Annotated in this window: 14 protein-coding genes; 5 read left to right on the forward strand and 9 right to left on the reverse strand. The window is 62.9% G+C overall.

What is annotated here, in order from left to right; genetic code table 11:
• Position 1 precedes the first annotated feature (1 nt).
• The 6 genes from NK8_RS21165 to NK8_RS21190 form a co-directional block, all read right to left on the reverse strand.
• A complete protein-coding gene (locus tag NK8_RS21165) occupies positions 2–1,864 on the reverse strand; it encodes a type VI secretion system Vgr family protein (RefSeq protein ID WP_213229493.1) in 1,863 nt (620 codons plus the stop codon).
• A gap of 66 nt (positions 1,865–1,930) precedes the next feature.
• Positions 1,931–3,844, reverse strand: coding sequence for a type VI secretion system baseplate subunit TssF (gene tssF, locus NK8_RS21170; RefSeq protein ID WP_213229495.1), 1,914 nt, complete (start codon positions 3,842–3,844; stop codon positions 1,931–1,933).
• 735 nt (positions 3,845–4,579) lie between these two features.
• Complete coding sequence (locus NK8_RS21175; RefSeq protein WP_162067949.1) at positions 4,580–4,975, reverse strand: type II toxin-antitoxin system VapC family toxin; 396 nt, start codon at positions 4,973–4,975, stop codon at positions 4,580–4,582.
• Complete coding sequence (locus NK8_RS21180) at positions 4,972–5,208, reverse strand: type II toxin-antitoxin system Phd/YefM family antitoxin (protein ID WP_213229497.1); 237 nt, start codon at positions 5,206–5,208, stop codon at positions 4,972–4,974. The genes NK8_RS21175 and NK8_RS21180 overlap by 4 nt, the downstream gene beginning before the upstream one ends.
• A 142-nt stretch (positions 5,209–5,350) precedes the next feature.
• On the reverse strand, positions 5,351–5,545 hold the full coding sequence (locus tag NK8_RS21185) for a YbdD/YjiX family protein (RefSeq protein WP_162067950.1): 195 nt from the start codon (positions 5,543–5,545) through the stop codon (positions 5,351–5,353).
• A 26-nt stretch (positions 5,546–5,571) separates the two neighbouring features.
• Entirely contained in the window at positions 5,572–7,656 is a 2,085-nt protein-coding gene (locus NK8_RS21190) for a carbon starvation CstA family protein (protein ID WP_162067951.1), read from the reverse strand.
• Positions 7,657–7,823: 167 nt separating this feature from the next.
• On the opposite strand from NK8_RS21190, the gene NK8_RS21195 reads away from it, so the two are divergent.
• The gene (locus NK8_RS21195; protein ID WP_213229499.1) at positions 7,824–9,251 is read left to right on the forward strand and encodes a cache domain-containing protein; all 1,428 of its coding nucleotides are present in this window, start codon (positions 7,824–7,826) and stop codon (positions 9,249–9,251) included.
• Positions 9,241–9,879 (forward strand): response regulator transcription factor, encoded by a 639-nt coding sequence (locus tag NK8_RS21200; RefSeq protein WP_061175029.1) that lies wholly within the window; start codon positions 9,241–9,243, stop codon positions 9,877–9,879. Before NK8_RS21195 ends, NK8_RS21200 begins: the two co-directional genes overlap by 11 nt.
• A gap of 6 nt (positions 9,880–9,885) precedes the next feature.
• Here the strand turns inward: NK8_RS21200 and NK8_RS21205 are convergent, their stop codons facing one another.
• Positions 9,886–10,503, reverse strand: a complete 618-nt coding sequence (locus NK8_RS21205; RefSeq protein WP_213229501.1) for a phospholipid-binding protein MlaC — start codon at positions 10,501–10,503, stop codon at positions 9,886–9,888.
• 268 nt (positions 10,504–10,771) lie between these two features.
• Between NK8_RS21205 and NK8_RS21210 the strand changes: the two genes are divergently transcribed.
• Entirely contained in the window at positions 10,772–13,432 is a 2,661-nt protein-coding gene (locus tag NK8_RS21210; protein ID WP_213229503.1) for an MMPL family transporter, read from the forward strand.
• Positions 13,433–13,479: 47 nt separating this feature from the next.
• A complete protein-coding gene (locus NK8_RS21215) occupies positions 13,480–14,394 on the forward strand; it encodes a VacJ family lipoprotein (protein ID WP_225936298.1) in 915 nt (304 codons plus the stop codon).
• Positions 14,395–14,448: 54 nt separating this feature from the next.
• Here the strand turns inward: NK8_RS21215 and NK8_RS21220 are convergent, their stop codons facing one another.
• The gene (locus tag NK8_RS21220) at positions 14,449–14,922 is read right to left on the reverse strand and encodes an acyl-CoA thioesterase (protein WP_213229507.1); all 474 of its coding nucleotides are present in this window, start codon (positions 14,920–14,922) and stop codon (positions 14,449–14,451) included.
• A 351-nt stretch (positions 14,923–15,273) separates the two neighbouring features.
• Between NK8_RS21220 and NK8_RS21225 the strand changes: the two genes are divergently transcribed.
• Positions 15,274–15,648: a DUF1493 family protein gene (locus NK8_RS21225; RefSeq protein ID WP_213229509.1), complete on the forward strand. Its 375-nt coding sequence runs from the start codon at positions 15,274–15,276 to the stop codon at positions 15,646–15,648.
• Between the two features lie 9 nt (positions 15,649–15,657).
• On the opposite strand, the gene NK8_RS21230 is transcribed toward NK8_RS21225, so the two are convergent.
• Positions 15,658–16,314: a phosphorylase gene (locus NK8_RS21230; protein WP_301549883.1), complete on the reverse strand. Its 657-nt coding sequence runs from the start codon at positions 16,312–16,314 to the stop codon at positions 15,658–15,660.
• Between the last annotated feature and the right edge of the window lie 10 nt (positions 16,315–16,324).

Consider the following 16,324-nt stretch of genomic DNA (forward strand, 5'->3'; position numbering starts at 1 on the left):
CTTAGTTGATGTCCACGTCGTGGCCGTTGATCTGCACCGGGCCCGAACCTTCGATCAGCAACTTGGCCCCGCGTAGCGTGATGCTGCCGTTCTTCTCCATCACGAGCGTGGCCCCGCCTGTGGTCAACTCGATGCGATCACCCGCCAGCAGGGAAAAGTTCTTCCCCACCTCGGTCGTCTGCATCTGCGCGACCGTGATCGTGCGGTCGTTGCCCACCGTGAGCGACTCGTTATGTTCGGCGTCGACAACCAGATCGCGCTCCGCATGAATCCACAACTCCTCCTCGCCCTTCATGTCCTCGAAGCGGATGGCATTCGCGTTCTCATAGCCACCGCCCTTGGTCGAACGGGTCAGCACGCCGCTCTGCGTGGCGTTATGCGGCAACGGCCACGGCGGCATGGCCTGCGCGTTGTAGACCTGCCCGATAACGATCGGACGATCAGGGTCGCCGTTTTCAAAGTCCACGATCACTTCGGTACCAACGCGCGGAACGCCAATACTTCCGTAGCGTTGGCCCGCACCCGGATATGCAACACGCACCCAGCATGACGAGGTATGATCGTTAATCGGCGAACGGTCCCACTGGAATTTCAGCTTCACACGACCGTACTGATCGGTCCAGATTTCGCTGTTGTTATAGCCCGTGACGAACGCTGTCTGCGGACCCGTCGTGCGCGGTTTGTCGCCGGGCCGCTTCGCGCGAAACACCACCGTGTCGGGTTGAACTTCAAAGCTGGCCCTGAACTCGGTTTTGCCCTGGTTCGTCACGTCGCCGCTTTCTTTCGCTTCGAACTCCGCGCGCACAACCAGATAGCCACGATTGGCAGCCTCCTGCGCGAACCCCTGCAGGCTGAACGTGGTCCCGCACACCACATTGCGCAGATTGCCGGAACCAAAGGCGCGCTCGCCACGCGAGCGCAGTTCCTGAACCCGGATCAACGCGAACCGACCGCCTTGCTTCGGATCAGCGTAGTCGCCAGGCCATTCATAGCGCTCGATGCCATTCCCGATCGTCTCTTGTGGCAATTGCTTTTCGACGCTCAAATCGGCGCCGGGTTTTCTGAAGTCGTAGTCGTCATACGTCCAGACGCCGGGCTGCAGCGTCTGCGCAACGCTGAACTCGCTCACATATTCCTCATCGATCTTGCGGCCGGGCGGATAGTAGGAAAGCGTCTGATAAGCCTCGCTCTCCACCGGCTTGTGAGCGCCGAGGTTGTCGACGATCACCATCCGGTGAAAGCCGTTCGAGTGTTCGAAGAACCAGTACAAACCGTGTTCGGCCATCAAGCGCTGGATGAAGCTGAAATCCGATTCGCCATACTGAACCTGATAGTCGATCGTCGGGTAGACCCCTCCGATACGCTTGTCGCTCGAAAATCCGTAAGGGCGCAGAACCTCGCTGACGATATCGATCACCGATTTATGCTGAAAAATTCGAAAATCGGTGTGTTCGCACGCCAAGGCCACCCACGGCTTGAGCGTTACTTGATAGCGTGCCTGCCGATTGCCCTGACCGAGATACTTCGCCTCGAAAACGAGCCCGCTGATCTCCCGCTCACATGCGCCCACATTGCCTTGACCAAGGTTACCCGGCAAGCCGGGAATGAAATCCCCAAACCCTTCGCACTGAACGGTGACCGTCAGCGCCTTGCCGATCATCGCCTTGAGATCAATGTTCGCGGCGAGTGCTTCTGGCACAAAAGGCTCGGCTGGCGTCACCAACTCAAGCGTGTATTCATAGAGCTTCGAGAGCTCTTCCGCGCCCTTGATTGCGCTCAGCTGCAGCATGGGCTCGCCAAGCGGCGAAAGCGGCATCGCGTCGCCGTCGACTGACAGCGTGCGGGTGGAAAGAAAATTCAGCACGACGCGCCTCCGCGTGGACCAAGCAGATTCTTGTTGTTCATGTCTCTCGCTTCGAAAAAAAGCATCTCAGGCAACGCCGCGCGTGCCTTTTCGCACTGGGAAACTGGCGATCAATCCTCGCTGCACGGTGTGCAAATCGACTTGCACGAATGAGTGCATCGACACGTGGCGGGCGAGATAGCGGTCAAGGATCAAGCCGAAGAGATAAGGGCTTTGTCCGTCAAAGCCGCCCTCATCAACGACCAGACGGATTGCATGCCCACGTCCGAACACGATGTCTCCGTTCCCAGGCAACTTGCGCGTAATCGCGTCGACGGACAGTAGGGTGATAGCGTCGATCATTCGATGAAGATGCGGTTGATCGTCTGCCACGAACAGCCTGAGCATGTCGCGCAGGCCTTCTCCCGAGCGGCTTTCGTCGACGGTGCCAAGTGCGCTCAAACCAAAGTTCAGTTGACGGATGAGGCACCATGCCACTTCGCCCTTCGTATGCGGTGGCTTCGGCCTGCTGGGGGCGCGCACCAGCCCGATGCTCGCCATCGGCGTGTCGGCCATCGGTTCGAGGTCGTCACGTCCGTTACATTCGAGCAGGTTAGGCAGGTCTCCGTTGGAAGCTCGGATCTCGGCGGACAGGTAGTTGATGCGCTCGGCATGGGGAAGACCGTCCTGGTCGACAAACGCGGCGAATAGGTCGGTGCCGCTGTACGGCGCCCTCGTGCCATAGCGGCGCGTAGTGCTGTGTTGCGTACGGGCCGTGCGACGTGTCGTGAAATAGCGACCGTGTCTGCCCTCATCCTTGATGAGCGCGGCGTAGCGCGGCATGAACTCCAGCTTCTCGGAATCGAGCTTCACGTGACCGAACAGCCGATCGATGCGAAACACCTCATAGTCGAGTGGCGCGAGCGGTACGGGTCGCACGAGAATCTCATTTACCGCTTGCGCCGTACGCTTCTTGCCCCCTGTTGGCAATTCGAGCGAGTCGATCGCAAGGGGGAAAAGGTTGATCACCGGCGTACAGAAAAGCGCAAAGCGGTTGACATCGACCTCGCCCGCCAGTTCGTAGGGCGACTGGTTGAGCAGTACAACAATCTCAGCTTCGCGTCCATGGATCTTGTTCAGGCCCTTGGCGAGCTGCGTCAGCGTGAAATACCAGAACCGGGACTGGAAGGCGAAGAACTCGTGGATCAGGTTATGACCGTGAAACTTCGGCCAGTTCAAGGGCAGAAGGCCTTGCCCAGGTTCCATCGCTTCATGCTCGACAGCATTGCGCCTCACCGCGTGAAACGGCGCACCGCTCACACCGAACTGACCTGGCACACTGACCACACTCGCCATTGATGCAACATGCAGCAGTTCAAAAAGCCGCGAGACGATTGCCTCGTCCCCCATGAGATAGACGGGCAGTCGATCAAGATCACGCAGGCTGGCGATCGTCCCGCGCGTCGCGCGCAGTTTGAGGCGTAACGCACCTTTTACCTGAATGTAATCAGGTAGCCATCGTTCGAGTGAAGGAATGTCGGCTGGAGGACCGGTGAGTTCGGCGCTTGTGATCTCGAGAGGATAGAGCGCAATGTCCTGAGTCGTCACGAAGGTGCATCTGGACTTTTCGCCCTCCGGCACTTGGCTCATCAGCACGGAACCGCGCTCGACCGAGAACACGCCCAGCGGCTCGCCTTCCTTCTCGCCAGGGAACAAGCGTGCGACCGCTGCGGCGGGCGTCGGTGCGTTGTAGTTGGGATAAATCGCTTCGAGCAGAGGCTCGGTGAGTTGAGGAAATGCATCGTTGATCAGACGCTGCATGCGGGCACCGACGAAGCTGAAAGATGCCAGCAGACGCTCGACATAGGGATCTCCCACCTCACCTTGAACATGCATCGCCAGACGGCGGCCGATCTTGGGGAACTGCGCTGCAAACTCCCCCGCCAGCTCACGCATGTAGGCCAGTTCCTGGTTGTAACCATCAACGAAGCTGGAGTCCATGACGCCTCGCGTATAGGTGCCAAGTCGATCGTGCGTGCAATGTTCGTTCCGCTATGGTCGAAATATGATTGCCGACAAGCAAATAAATACTCCGAACTATTTAGGTACCTTTTATCCTAACGATTTTGCCAACATGAACACAACAAGAAAACTCTTAACCCGGCTTTCAAGTTGAAACGCAACAAGGTATCTATTGATTGGTGCGTGAAGGTTACCGCGCTGAAGCCAGTATCGCGGCGAAGGCCTCAAATGGAGAATGGAGGGCTTGAGTTGCATGCAGCCGGCCGCTTAAACCGTCGGCCATGTCGTCAAGTTCGCCCGACCGTAGACTAAAAGGTTAGTGATTCCTGCGCAAGTATTGACATAGCAATCCGCTGCGCTTTCTGCGATCCACGCTGCCGAGGACAGTGTGGATCGCAGAAAGCACACGTTCATGCCGGTACTGGGCTGCAAGCTCGTGATGCCGGATAAGTTCCGTCCCTTGATCGCACGCAAAGCTCCAGAGCAGGGGCGGGAATCGAATTGAGTTTGACTCAGACGCCCATTCGAGCAGTGTGAGCACGCCCCAACAGCAAAGGCTGCGGGCAAAGCTTGATGGGGCGGCCGCCCAGGCTACGGTCGTCGGCGCTCAGTGCCTCGACAAGCACCGATGCACTGCTGGTGTCGAAGCGGTTTCGCATCTAGTCACGACTGATGAACACTCCCTTGAGGTCATCCGCCCTTTTTGTTGCCCCGCTACCAGATCGTCCTGACGTGCTCGTACTTGCGAATCAGACGATCCCTTGTCACCAAGGGCGCCGACAACGCCCGCGCCGTCGCGACGATCACGCGATCCGCAGGATCATTGTGAAAGTCCCCGGGCAGTTCGATCGATCGGATGGCGATGCTGCTGTCCACCGGCATGAATCGCACGGCGTCGATTCGACCGACCCGTTCGACCCAGTCGCTGACGTCCATCGACAGTCGTATCTTGCCTCTGCTCACCAGCAAGGCAATTTCCCACGCACTCATGGCGGAAACGACGATCTCTCCGTCCTCGCCCGATTCCTCCGCGATGGCAGCGCGCGCCTGTTTGCCGAGCGCCCCGCCGCCGATCCACCATAGGAGCGTGTGCGTGTCCAGCACGATCATCGATATGCCTCCCAGTCGCCCTCGCCGAGCGGCTCGAATGCATCTTCGCAAAACAGCACGCTTCCGCGCAGTTCTTCCAGCGGCGTCAGTGATGAACCCTCGTAGCGCCGGATTTCAAGCACGGGCTTTCCATGGTCTGTCACGATCATATGTTCTCCTGTCGATTCCACGAGACGAAAATATTCAAGCGCTTTAGCCTTGAACTCCGATTTCGACACTCGCTTGACAGTCATGATAGCGCCCATAGTCATTTTCAAGTGGTCATTTTACCCTCGTCCGGATGGAATAGGCAAAACCGACATTTCCGACGCCCATAAAAAAACGCGACGGCTCTCACCGTCGCGTCCCTGTCACCTGCCGCTATACCGCTTCAACTCAGCAGCACTTCCCCGCTCCCGATCCGTACCTCGCTTCCTGCCGCTCGCGAAAAAACTCCGCGTAGCTCATCGGAGGCTTGTCGGGATGCGTCGTCTGCATGTGCGTGACGTACGCGTCGTAGTCCGGCATCCCGACCATCAGGCGCATCGCCTGGCCGAGATACCGCCCTGCTTGCTGAAGATCGCTGAACATCGCTTGCTCCTTTTTCCGGCAAAGACTCAATGTCCCGAACGAACCGCCGCGCTCGCGCCGGCGGGCATCGCTTCGAACGGCGTCTCGCGCACCGTCGGCTTGGTTTCGCGACGCGCGCGCAACACCGCCAGCACGCCGTACACCGCGATGCTCACGACGACGAAAATGAACAGCCCGGCAAGCGCCGCATCGACGTAATCGTTGAAGATGATGCGCTGCATCTCCGCCAGCGACTTCGCCGGCGCCATCACCTTGCCCGCGTCGTACGCTTCCTTCAGCTTGCCCGCGTGCGCGAGGAAGCCGACCTTCGGACTCGCGTCGAAAATCTTCTGCCAGCCGGCCGTCAAGGTGCAGATGAGCAGCCAGATCGTCGGCACGAGCGTGACCCATGCGTAGCGCTCGCGCTTCATCTTGAACAGCACGACGGTGCCGAGCATCAGCGCGATGCCCGCGAGCATCTGATTCGAGATACCGAAGAGCGGCCACAGCGTGTTGATGCCGCCGAACGGATCGACCACGCCCTGATACAGGAAGTAGCCCCACGCTGCGACACACAGACCCGTCGCGACGAGATTGGCCGGCAGCGACTCCGTGCGGCGCAGCGCCGGATGGAACGTGCCGAGCAGATCCTGCAGCATGAAGCGGCCTGCGCGCGTGCCCGCGTCGACGGCGGTCAGGATGAAGAGCGCCTCGAACAGAATTGCGAAGTGATACCAGAACGCCATCATCGCCGGGCCGCCGATCACCTGGTGAAGAATGTGCGCCATGCCGACTGCGAGGGTCGGCGCACCGCCCGCCCGCGCGATGATGGTCGTCTCGCCGACCGCTTTCGCCGTCGACGTCAGCATGTCCGGCGTCAGCACGAAGCCCCAGCCCGTCACGGTCTGCGCGACCGCTTCGGGCGTCGAGCCGAGCAGCGCGGCGGGGCTGTTCATCGCGAAGTACACGCCCGGCTCGATCACGCAGGCGGCGACGAGCGCCATCATCGCGACGAACGATTCCATCAGCATCGCGCCGTAACCGATGAAGCGCATGTTGACTTCGTTGTCGATCATCTTGGGCGTGGTGCCCGACGAGATCAGCGCGTGGAAGCCCGACACCGCGCCGCACGCGATCGTGATGAAGAGGAACGGGAACAGGTTGCCCGACCAGACCGGCCCGCTGCCGTCGACGAACTTCGTGAAGGCCGGCATCTTGAGCTCGGGCGCTACGATCAGAATGCCGATCGCGAGGCCGAGGATCGTGCCGATCTTGAGGAACGTCGAAAGATAGTCGCGCGGCGCGAGCAGCAGCCACACCGGCAGCACCGAGGCGACGAAACCGTAACCGATCAGAATCCACACGAGCTGCACGCCGGTGAACGTGAAGTACGGCGCGAGCGTCGCCGACTCGGCGACCTGGCCGCCGTAGACGATCGCGAGCATCAGGCCGACGAAGCCGATGATCGACACCTCGCCGATGCGCCCCGGACGGATGTAACGCGTATAAACGCCCATGAAGAGCGCGATCGGAATCGTCGCCGCGACGGTGAACGTGCCCCACGGCGAATTCGTCAGCGCCTTCACGACGATCAGCGCGAGCACCGCGAGAATGATCACCATGATGAGGAACGCGCCGAACAGCGCGATCACGCCGGGCACGGTGCCCAGTTCCATCTTGATGAGATCGCCGAGCGAGCGGCCGTCGCGGCGCGTCGAGATGAACAGGATGACGAAATCCTGCACCGCGCCAGCGAACACCACGCCGCCGAGAATCCACAGCATGCCGGGCGTGTAGCCCATCTGCGCGGCCAGCACCGGGCCGACGAGCGGTCCCGCGCCGGCGATCGCCGCGAAGTGATGGCCGAACAGCACGTACTTGTTGGTCGGCACGTAGTCGAGGCCGTCGTTGTGACGCACGGCCGGCGTCATGCGCAGGCCGTCGAGCTGCAGCACCTTGCCCGCGATGAAGCGCGAATAGAAGCGGTAAGCGATGAGATAGACGCAGACCGATGCGATGACGATCCACAGTGCGCTGATACTCTCGCCGTGGGCGAGTGCGATGGTGCCGAATGCGAACGCGCCCAGCAGCGCGAGCGCGATCCAGACCAGGAATCCGGAAGCCCGATTCATGGCGTCTCCTTGAATGTTATTGCCCTTGGGGTAAGCCCTTGGTGCCGTCTCATGCGCCGCGACGACGCATTGGGCGGTAGTATTCGCCTTCGCCCGAGCGCTTACAAGCGCACAACTACGTAACCGAACTACGTAGAATCACGTAGCAAGAATCGCTTCATGAGCCGATGAATCTCAAGGCAAAGATCTTTCTGCTGGCGATCGTGCCGTTCGCGCTGGCGATCGGCGGGATCACTTACGGCGTGCGCCAGCAGGCTGAAACACTCGCGCAGGCCCAGCACGACACCACGCAGGCCGCGTACATGTCGAGCAAGGAGATCGAGCTGCGGCATTACGTCGAGATCGCCAAGAGCGCGATCGCGCCGTATTACGACGCCCTCGCCGACGATCCGCGCAGCGACGACGAACGCCGCCGCCTCGCGCTCGACGCGCTGCACCGGCTCGATTTCGGCCAGGACGGCTACTTTTTCGTCTACACGATGCGCGGCACGTCGCTGATGCATCCGCGCCAGCCCGATCTCGTCGGGCGCGATCTCTGGCTGATGCGCGATCCGAACGGCGCGCTGACCATCCAGGAACTCATCAAACAGGCGTCGCAAGGCGGCGGCTACGTGCGCTATGTGTGGCGGCGGCCGTCCACCGGACTGCTCGCGCCGAAGCTCGGCTATGTCGTGCCGCTGCCGCGCTGGGGCTGGATGATGGGCACGGGCATCTATCTGGAGGATGTCGAAACGACGCTCGCGCGCATCGATTCGCAGGCGGCCGTCAACATCGAGCGCACGCTGATGTGGATCGGCGCGATCGCGCTGGCCGGGCTCGCAATCATCGCGGTATGCGCAGCGGTGCTCAACATCAGCGAGCATCGCAGCGCGGACGCGAAACTGAAACTGCTCGCGCGGCAAGTGGTGGATTCGCAGGAGCAGGAGCGCGCGCGCCTGTCGCGGGAACTGCACGATGGCATCAGCCAGATGCTGGTTTCGGTGAAGCTGCTGCTCGAATCGGCGCTCGCGCGTTTCGAACGCGGCGCGGCGCGCGAGCCGACCGCCGAAGCCGCGCTCGCGACGAGCCTCGGACGCCTGTCCGGCACGCTGCGCGAAGTGCGCCGCATCTCCCACGCGCTGCGTCCCGCGATGCTCGACGATCTCGGCCTCGCCGCCGCGCTCGGTCAGCTCGCGCGCGAACTCGACGGCCAGGACGGCACCGAGGTGCGCTTCGAATCGATGGCCGACGGCAAGCCTTGTGCGGCGCAGCGCGCGACGCTGCCCGACCCTGTCAACACCGTGCTGTTTCGCATCGCGCAGGAAGCGCTGACCAACATCGCGCGGCACGCGCAGGCGACGCGCGCGGCGATCACGCTGGATATCGCGACGCACGCCGTCACGCTCGACGTCACCGACAACGGCCGCGGCTTCGACGCGCATACCGCCATCACCGATCCGGCGAGCGGCGTCGGGCTGCGCAACATGCGCGAGCGGCTCGACACGCTCGGCGGCACGCTCGCGGTCAGCTCGCAGCTCGGCCGCACGTCGATCACCGCGCGCGTGCCGTTGCCGCTCGCCGCGCCCAACCTCCATGGACATATCGATGAGCGCTGAACCGGTCCGTATCATTCTCGTCGACGATCATCCGCTCGTGCGCGACGGCCTGCGCGCGCGTCTCGATTCCGTGCCGCATCTGCGCGTGATCGGCGAGGCGGGCAATGCGAAGGAAGCGCTCGCGCTCGCCGCCGACGAATCGAACCCGCCCGATCTCGCGTTGATGGACGTCGGCATGGCGGGCATGAGCGGCATCGAACTGGCGACGCTCTTTCACGAGCGTTTTCCCGGCATCCGCGTGCTGATGCTGTCGATGCACGACAACGTGGAGTATGTGAAGCAGGCGGTGCGCGCGGGCGCGAGCGGCTATGTGCTGAAGGATTCGCCCGCCGCCGAGATCATCCAGGCGATCGACGCGGTGCTCGCCGGCAAGACCTTCTTCAGCGCGGGGCTGGCCGCGCGCATGATTCAGGCACAGTCGATGCAGACGCCGCTCGAACGCCTGACACCGCGCGAGCTCGAAATCCTCGATGCGCTGGCCGAGGGCTTATCGAGCAAGCAGATCGCGCAGCAACATGGGCTGTCGGTACGCACGGTGGAAACGCACCGGCTGAATTTGAAGCGCAAACTCGATATCGACGGTCAGGCCGAGCTGATCAAGTTCGCGGTGGAGCACCGCCGAACCTGAACCGGCTCATCCCGCCGAACGGGCATTGTGCTCGGAAAGGAACTTGATGAGGCCATCGACGCCGCCTTTCTGCAACTGACCTGCGAACTGTTGCTGATAGACCTGGATGAGCCACGCGCCCATCATGTCGATGTCGTAGATTTTCCAGCCCTGCGGCGTCTTTTGCAGGCGGTAGCGCACGGGATTGTCGCCGCCGGTGGAGATGACGTGCGATTCGACGACCACGTCCTTCGTGTTGGCGTCGACGTTGGGCGCGTCGAACTTGAACTTCACGTCCTGATCGCGCAACTGCGCGAGCGATGCCGCGTAAGTACGCACTAGCAGCGTCTGGAACTGGTCGTAAAGCTGCTTCTGCTGCTCGGGCGTGGCGCTCGCCCACGCCTTGCCGACCGCGATGCGCGTCGTGCGCTGGAAATCGGTGGCGGGCAAGAAGCGCGTTTCGACGAGCTGCGTGATCTTGGCCATGTCGCCGCCGCGCGCCTGCGGGTCGGCCTTCATCGCCGTGACGGTGCCCTCGACCGCGCTCTTCACGACGGCATCGGGACTTGTTTGTGCGAGTGCCTCGCCTGCGAAAAACATCGAGGCGAGGAGGAAAGCGAAGCAAACGGAAATATAGCGTTTCATGGCACCCGTTCTCTGATCAGGTTTGGTGGCGCGGGTTGTGCGAATCATGCGGCCATCGGAGGTTGCAAGGGCGGCCGCATGGCTGCGGGTCAGTATACCGACACCGCAGCGACGCAACAGTTCAAGCACGGAGTGTTCCGGCGCGCCCGCTATACTTGCGCGGCACACCGCGTGGTCTTGCGGACAGGATTCGGAATCCGGCGGTCGGCATCATGCAACTCGCGCGTTCGCACGCGCAAAAATAACAGGACACACAGGTAGCGTCTTCATGCTGACGTCCAACATTACCCGCTTCGTTACGCTCGCCATTCGCCGACCGGCGTGGATTATCGCCGTTTCGCTCGTGCTCGGCGTGCTCTCCACGATTTATGTCGTCCATCATTTCCGCATCAGCACCGACGTCAGCCAGCTGATCGAAACCGAACCCGAGTGGGCGGCGCGCAGCAAGGCCATCGACGAAGCCTTTCCGCAGCGCGGCGCGACGCTGCTGATCGTCGTGGAAGCGCCCGCGCAGGAATTCGCCGACGCCGCCGCGAACGAACTCGCCGCCGCGCTCGCAAAGGAGCCGGAACGCTTCAAGTCGGTGTCGCAGCCCGCGGGCGGCGCGTTCTTCGAACACGACGGCCTGCTCTATCTGCCGACGGAGAAAGTCGGGCAGGTCACGAAACAGCTCGTGCAGGCGCGCCCGCTGATCAACACGCTCGCGCACGATCCGACGCTCACTGGCCTCGCGCAGACGCTCAACACCACGCTCAATCTGCCGTTGACGCTCGGGCAGGTGAATCTCGGCCAGATGGCCGGCCTGCTCGGCAGGAGCGCGACCGTGCTGGACCGCGTGCTCGCGAATCAGCCGGCGGCGTTCTCGTGGCGCGGTCTGGCGGACGCATCCAAGGGCGACAAACCCGGCCGCGCGTTCGTCACCGTGTTGCCGGAGCTGAACTTCAATGCGCTGAAGGCGGCGGCGGGCACATCGGAAGAGATTCGCGCGAAGGCGTCCGAAATCGGCATCGACCAAAAATATGGCGCGACGCTGCATCTGACCGGCGCACAGCCGCTCGCCGACGAGGAATTCGCGTCCGTGCAGGACGGCGCGGTGCTCAACGGCGTGCTCACGTTTCTCGTCGTGCTGATGATCCTCTGGGTCGCGCTGCGCTCGAAACGCATGATCCTCGCGGTGTTCATCACGCTGTTCGTCGGGCTCGCGATCACCGCCGCGCTCGGCCTCATGATGGTCCACGCGCTCAACATGATCTCGGTCGCGTTCATGGTGCTGTTCGTGGGTCTCGGCGTGGACTTCGGCATTCAGTTCGGCGTGAAGTATCGCGAGGAACGCTACAAGCACAAGCGGCTCGACGTGTCGCTCGCGGAAACCGCGCGCCATGTCGCCGTGCCGCTCACGCTCGCCGCCGCCGCGACCGCCGCGAGCTTCTTCTCGTTTTTGCCGACCGCGTATCGCGGCGTGTCGGAGCTCGGGTTGATCGCGGGCGTCGGCATGTTCGTCGCGTATGCGACCAACATGACGCTGCTGCCCGCGCTCATCAAGGTGTTCGCACCGCCGGGCGAAGCGCGTTCGCCGGGCTTTCCGATGCTCGCGCCCGTCGATGAATTTCTTGACAGGCATCGCAAGCCGGTTCTGATCGGCACGCTCGTCGTCGTGATCGGCGCGCTGCCGCTGCTGTTCGATCTGCGCTTCGACTTCAATCCGCTGCATCTGAAGGACCCGCATACCGAGTCGATGGCGACGCTCACCTCGCTGCGCGATTCGCCGGAAGGCGCGGTGAACGACGTCGCCGTGCTCGCGCCCTCGCTCGCGGAAGCGGACCGCATCGCGGCGAAGCTCGAAAAGCTGCCGGAAGTCGATCGCGCGACGACGCTCTCCTCGCTCATCCCCGCCGATCAGCCGAAGAAGCTCGAACTCATCAAGGCCGCGGCCGATCAGCTGCTGCCCGCGCTCGATCAGCCGACGGCGTCGCCGGTGACGGACGAAGTGCGCGTCGCGGCGCTCAGGCGCGTGTCGAACCAGCTCTCGCTCGCCGCCGACGAACATCCCGGCCCTGGCGACAAGGAAGCGAAGCATCTGTCACAGACGCTCGCGAAGCTGGCGCAGGCCGACGCCGCCACGCGCGAGCGTGCCGAGCACGCGATGGCCGCGCCGCTGCGAATCGCGCTCGCGCAATTGCGCGCGCTGCTCACGCCGGGCGAAATCACGCGCGCGACGCTGCCGCCGCAGATGGTCGCGTCGTTCGTGACGCCGCAGGGTCAGGCGCTCGTCGATGTATCGCCGAAGATTCCGCCCGGCGTCGATCCCAACGACGACAACCTGCTCGCCCGCTTCGCCGACGCCGTGCAGAAAGCCGAGCCCAATGCGATCGGCGGGCCGATCTCCGTGCGTCATTCGGCCGAGACCATCATCAAGGCGTTCGAACAGGCCGCGCTTTATTCGCTCATCGCGATCGCGGTGCTGCTGTGGCTCGCGCTGCGCCGTTTTGGCGACGTTCTGAGAACTTTGGTACCTTTGCTCGTTTCCGCGATCGTCACGCTCGAACTGTGCGTCGTCTTCCGGATGCCGCTCAACTTCGCGAACATCATCGCGTTGCCGCTCATGCTGGGCGTCGGCGTCGCGTTCAAGATCTATTTCGTGATGGCGTGGCGTTCCGGCCAGACGCGCTTGCTACAGTCGAGCCTCACGCATGCCGTTATGTTCAGTGCGGCCACGACCGCGACCGCGTTCGGCAGCCTGTGGTTCTCGCATCATCCCGGCACGTCCAGCATGGGCCGGCTTCTGGCGCTGTCGCTCTTTTGCACGCTGATCGGCGCCGTGGTGTTCCAGCCCGTTCTGATGGGCAAGCCGCGCAGGGTGCGCGCGGCGGACCGGGCGAAGCTGCGGGCGGCGCAACGACATGACAACTTACGAGGAATTGAAGAATGAAGTTGGGATCGGCGGCGCTGTCCGCTCGTGCAGTGCGGAGCTTGGGAATGAGTGTGGTGATCGCGGGCGCGCTCGCCACCGCGGGATGCGCGACCGGCCCGGACCGCAATCCGAAAGACCCGCTCGAGCCGATGAACCGCAAGATCTTCACGTTCAACGACACGCTCGATACCTACGTCGCGAAGCCTGTCGCGCAGTTCTACGTCGATTACACGCCGAGTCCGTTTCGCACCGCGGTCAGCAATTTCTTCTCGAATCTCGGCGATTTCTCCAACTTCGCGAACAACCTGCTGCAACTCAAGATCACCGACGCGACGCAGGATCTGATGCGTATCGCGATGAATTCGGTGTTCGGTATCGGCGGCCTGATCGATATCGCCTCGCCGGCCGGCTTGCCGAAGCATCATCAGGACTTCGGCCTGACGCTCGGGCATTACGGCATGCCGTCGGGGCCGTATCTGGTGCTGCCGCTGCTCGGCCCGAGCTCGGTCCGCGATTCGACGACGTGGCTGGTCGACTGGCGTGTGAATCCACTGAGTTACTCGGATCCGGATATTCGCTGGCCGTTGTTCGTCGTGAACTTCGTGAGCGCGCGCGCGGATTTGATCGGCGCGACCGATCTGCTTTCGGCGGCCGCGCTGGACAAATACGCGTTCGTGCGCGACGCGTACACGCAGCGGCGTCAATATTTGCTGACAGGCGGCGGCGCGGCCTCGCTGCCCGATTACGGCGACGATAACGCGGCGGAACCGGATGCCGCGAGCGCGCCGGGCGCGACGGGTGGCGGCAGCAAAGAGCAAGGCCTGCCGACGTATGTGGATCCTGGCGCGGCGGCGTCGCCTGCGGGCGGTGTCGGCGGCAAATCGCCCGCGCCGGAAGAGAATGCGCCTAAGAGCAAGCCGTCGCCGAGTTCGAGCGAGGGACAGGGCTTGCCGCAATATGAGGATCCTGCGGCGAAGTAAGCGGGTTCGGGGTCGGTCTGGAAGGGAAACGGGCGCGTGAGCGCCCGTTTTGGTTTAGTGTGCGGCTTCTTCAGTCTCTTCCTCGACCAGATCATCGCCCGACATCTTCGGCGCTTCGACCGCGCGCTGATCGCGGCGATACGCCTCGAACAGTTCATCGGCGTAGCGAATCTGCGTGCGGCCGTGCGGCGCGGGCTCGCCCTGCTCGCTCAGGTTCACGAACACCATCTTCTCGACGGTCAGAATGCTCTTGCGGGTGATCTTGTTGCGCACTTCCGCGCGCAGCGTGATCGACGTGCGGCCGAAATGCGTCGCGGTGATCCCCAGTTCGATGATGTCGCCCTGACGCGCCGAGCTCACGAAGTTGATTTCCGACATGAACTTGGTGACGACGCGCTGATTGCCGAGTTGCGAGATCGCGTAGATCGCGGCTTCTTCGTCGATCCAGCGCAGCAGGCTGCCGCCGAACAGACTGCCGTTCGGGTTCAGATCTTCGGGCTTGACCCATTTGCGGGTATGGAAATTCATTTGCGGTACCTCACTTTCGGTGCTGGCGCGCCGTCGTGCAAATATCGACGCGCGATGATTAGGGTTTTCCCTGATTATACCGAGGTGAGGGTTAACCCGCAGAAAGCAAGGGTGCCGTTACCACCCGAACGTAGTGGGGCGCGCCAACGGTTGCGCTGATACGTTGTTTTGTTTCTTTCTTCCAACCATCCCGTGTCCGAAAATCGCTATTCCTACTCGGAACCTGGGCGCATTTGTCGGGCGCACGATTCCCGTGGTCGGCACCATCATGTTGTCCGGCGACGCAATGATGATCGTGCTCCACACGGTGCGCATCTGTAACGCCATAGTGAAGCCGGAGGACCGTTTGGCATGACTGGAGACCCAACCTGGACCAATCTCGAAGCATTCACCCGCGAACGACTCGGCGCCCCGTTATTCGGCACATTGACGCTATCCCCCTCGTCACGGCTCGAAGAGGATCTCGGCCTCACCGGCGTCGACGCAGTGGAATTCATGGACAAGTGGGCGGAAACGTTTAACGTCTCGGCTCAAGGCTTTCCCTACGCGCGATACTTCGGCGCGGAAAACTTCGACCCGATCGGCTCAGTGGTGCAACTATTCTCGAAACGGCATCGTCCGCCGGCACTGGTTCCGCTGACACTCGGCATGCTCGCGCAGGCGATGAGGCTCGGCCGCTGGGACACGACGTTTCTGGAAGCCCCGCACGACGCCGATAACGCCTGAAACCGTCGATCAACCCAACGCCAGCGCCCGCGCCGATTCCAGCGCGTGTCGCGCCTGCACGAGCGTCGCGCGGGCCTCACGCGCATCGGACGCGAGCCGCAAGAGCGCGCCCAGTTGCGTCGGATCGCGCAGCAATTCACGCAAAATCGGGCCGATGGCAGTCGTGCCGTCGTCGCGCAAACCGGCCGTGGCGGCCGGCGGCAATGTCCGCCACGCCGGATCGACGACCGCGCGGCACACCGCGAACGGCAGCCCGCGCGCCGTCGCGATCGCCCCGGCGATATGCGATTCCATGTCGACGGCCAGCGCCCCCGTCGACGAATGCAGCGAGCGCTTCTCCGCCTCGCTCTTGACGGGCGCGGCGACGCCCGCCATCTTGCCGCGCCGCGTGACGCGCCCGACCGGCGTGCCCGCGAACGCATCGGCGATGCGCGCGGACCACGCCGCATCGGTCAGCAGCTCGCCGAACGGTCCGCAGACGCTGTCGGCCACGATCAGCGCACCCGGCGCGAGATCCGGCGCGAGCCCGCCCGCCGTGCCGAAGCTGATGACGCCCGAGCAGCCGCGCGCGATCGCGTCCGACAACGCGCGCTCGAGCCAGTCGGCGCGCGCAGCGAACACCACGTCGACACCGCGACCGCGCACGATTTTCGCCTCGAACGCCATGCCGGTCACG

This window comes from Caballeronia sp. NK8, from assembly GCF_018408855.1.
Classification (GTDB): Bacteria; Pseudomonadota; Gammaproteobacteria; order Burkholderiales; family Burkholderiaceae; genus Caballeronia.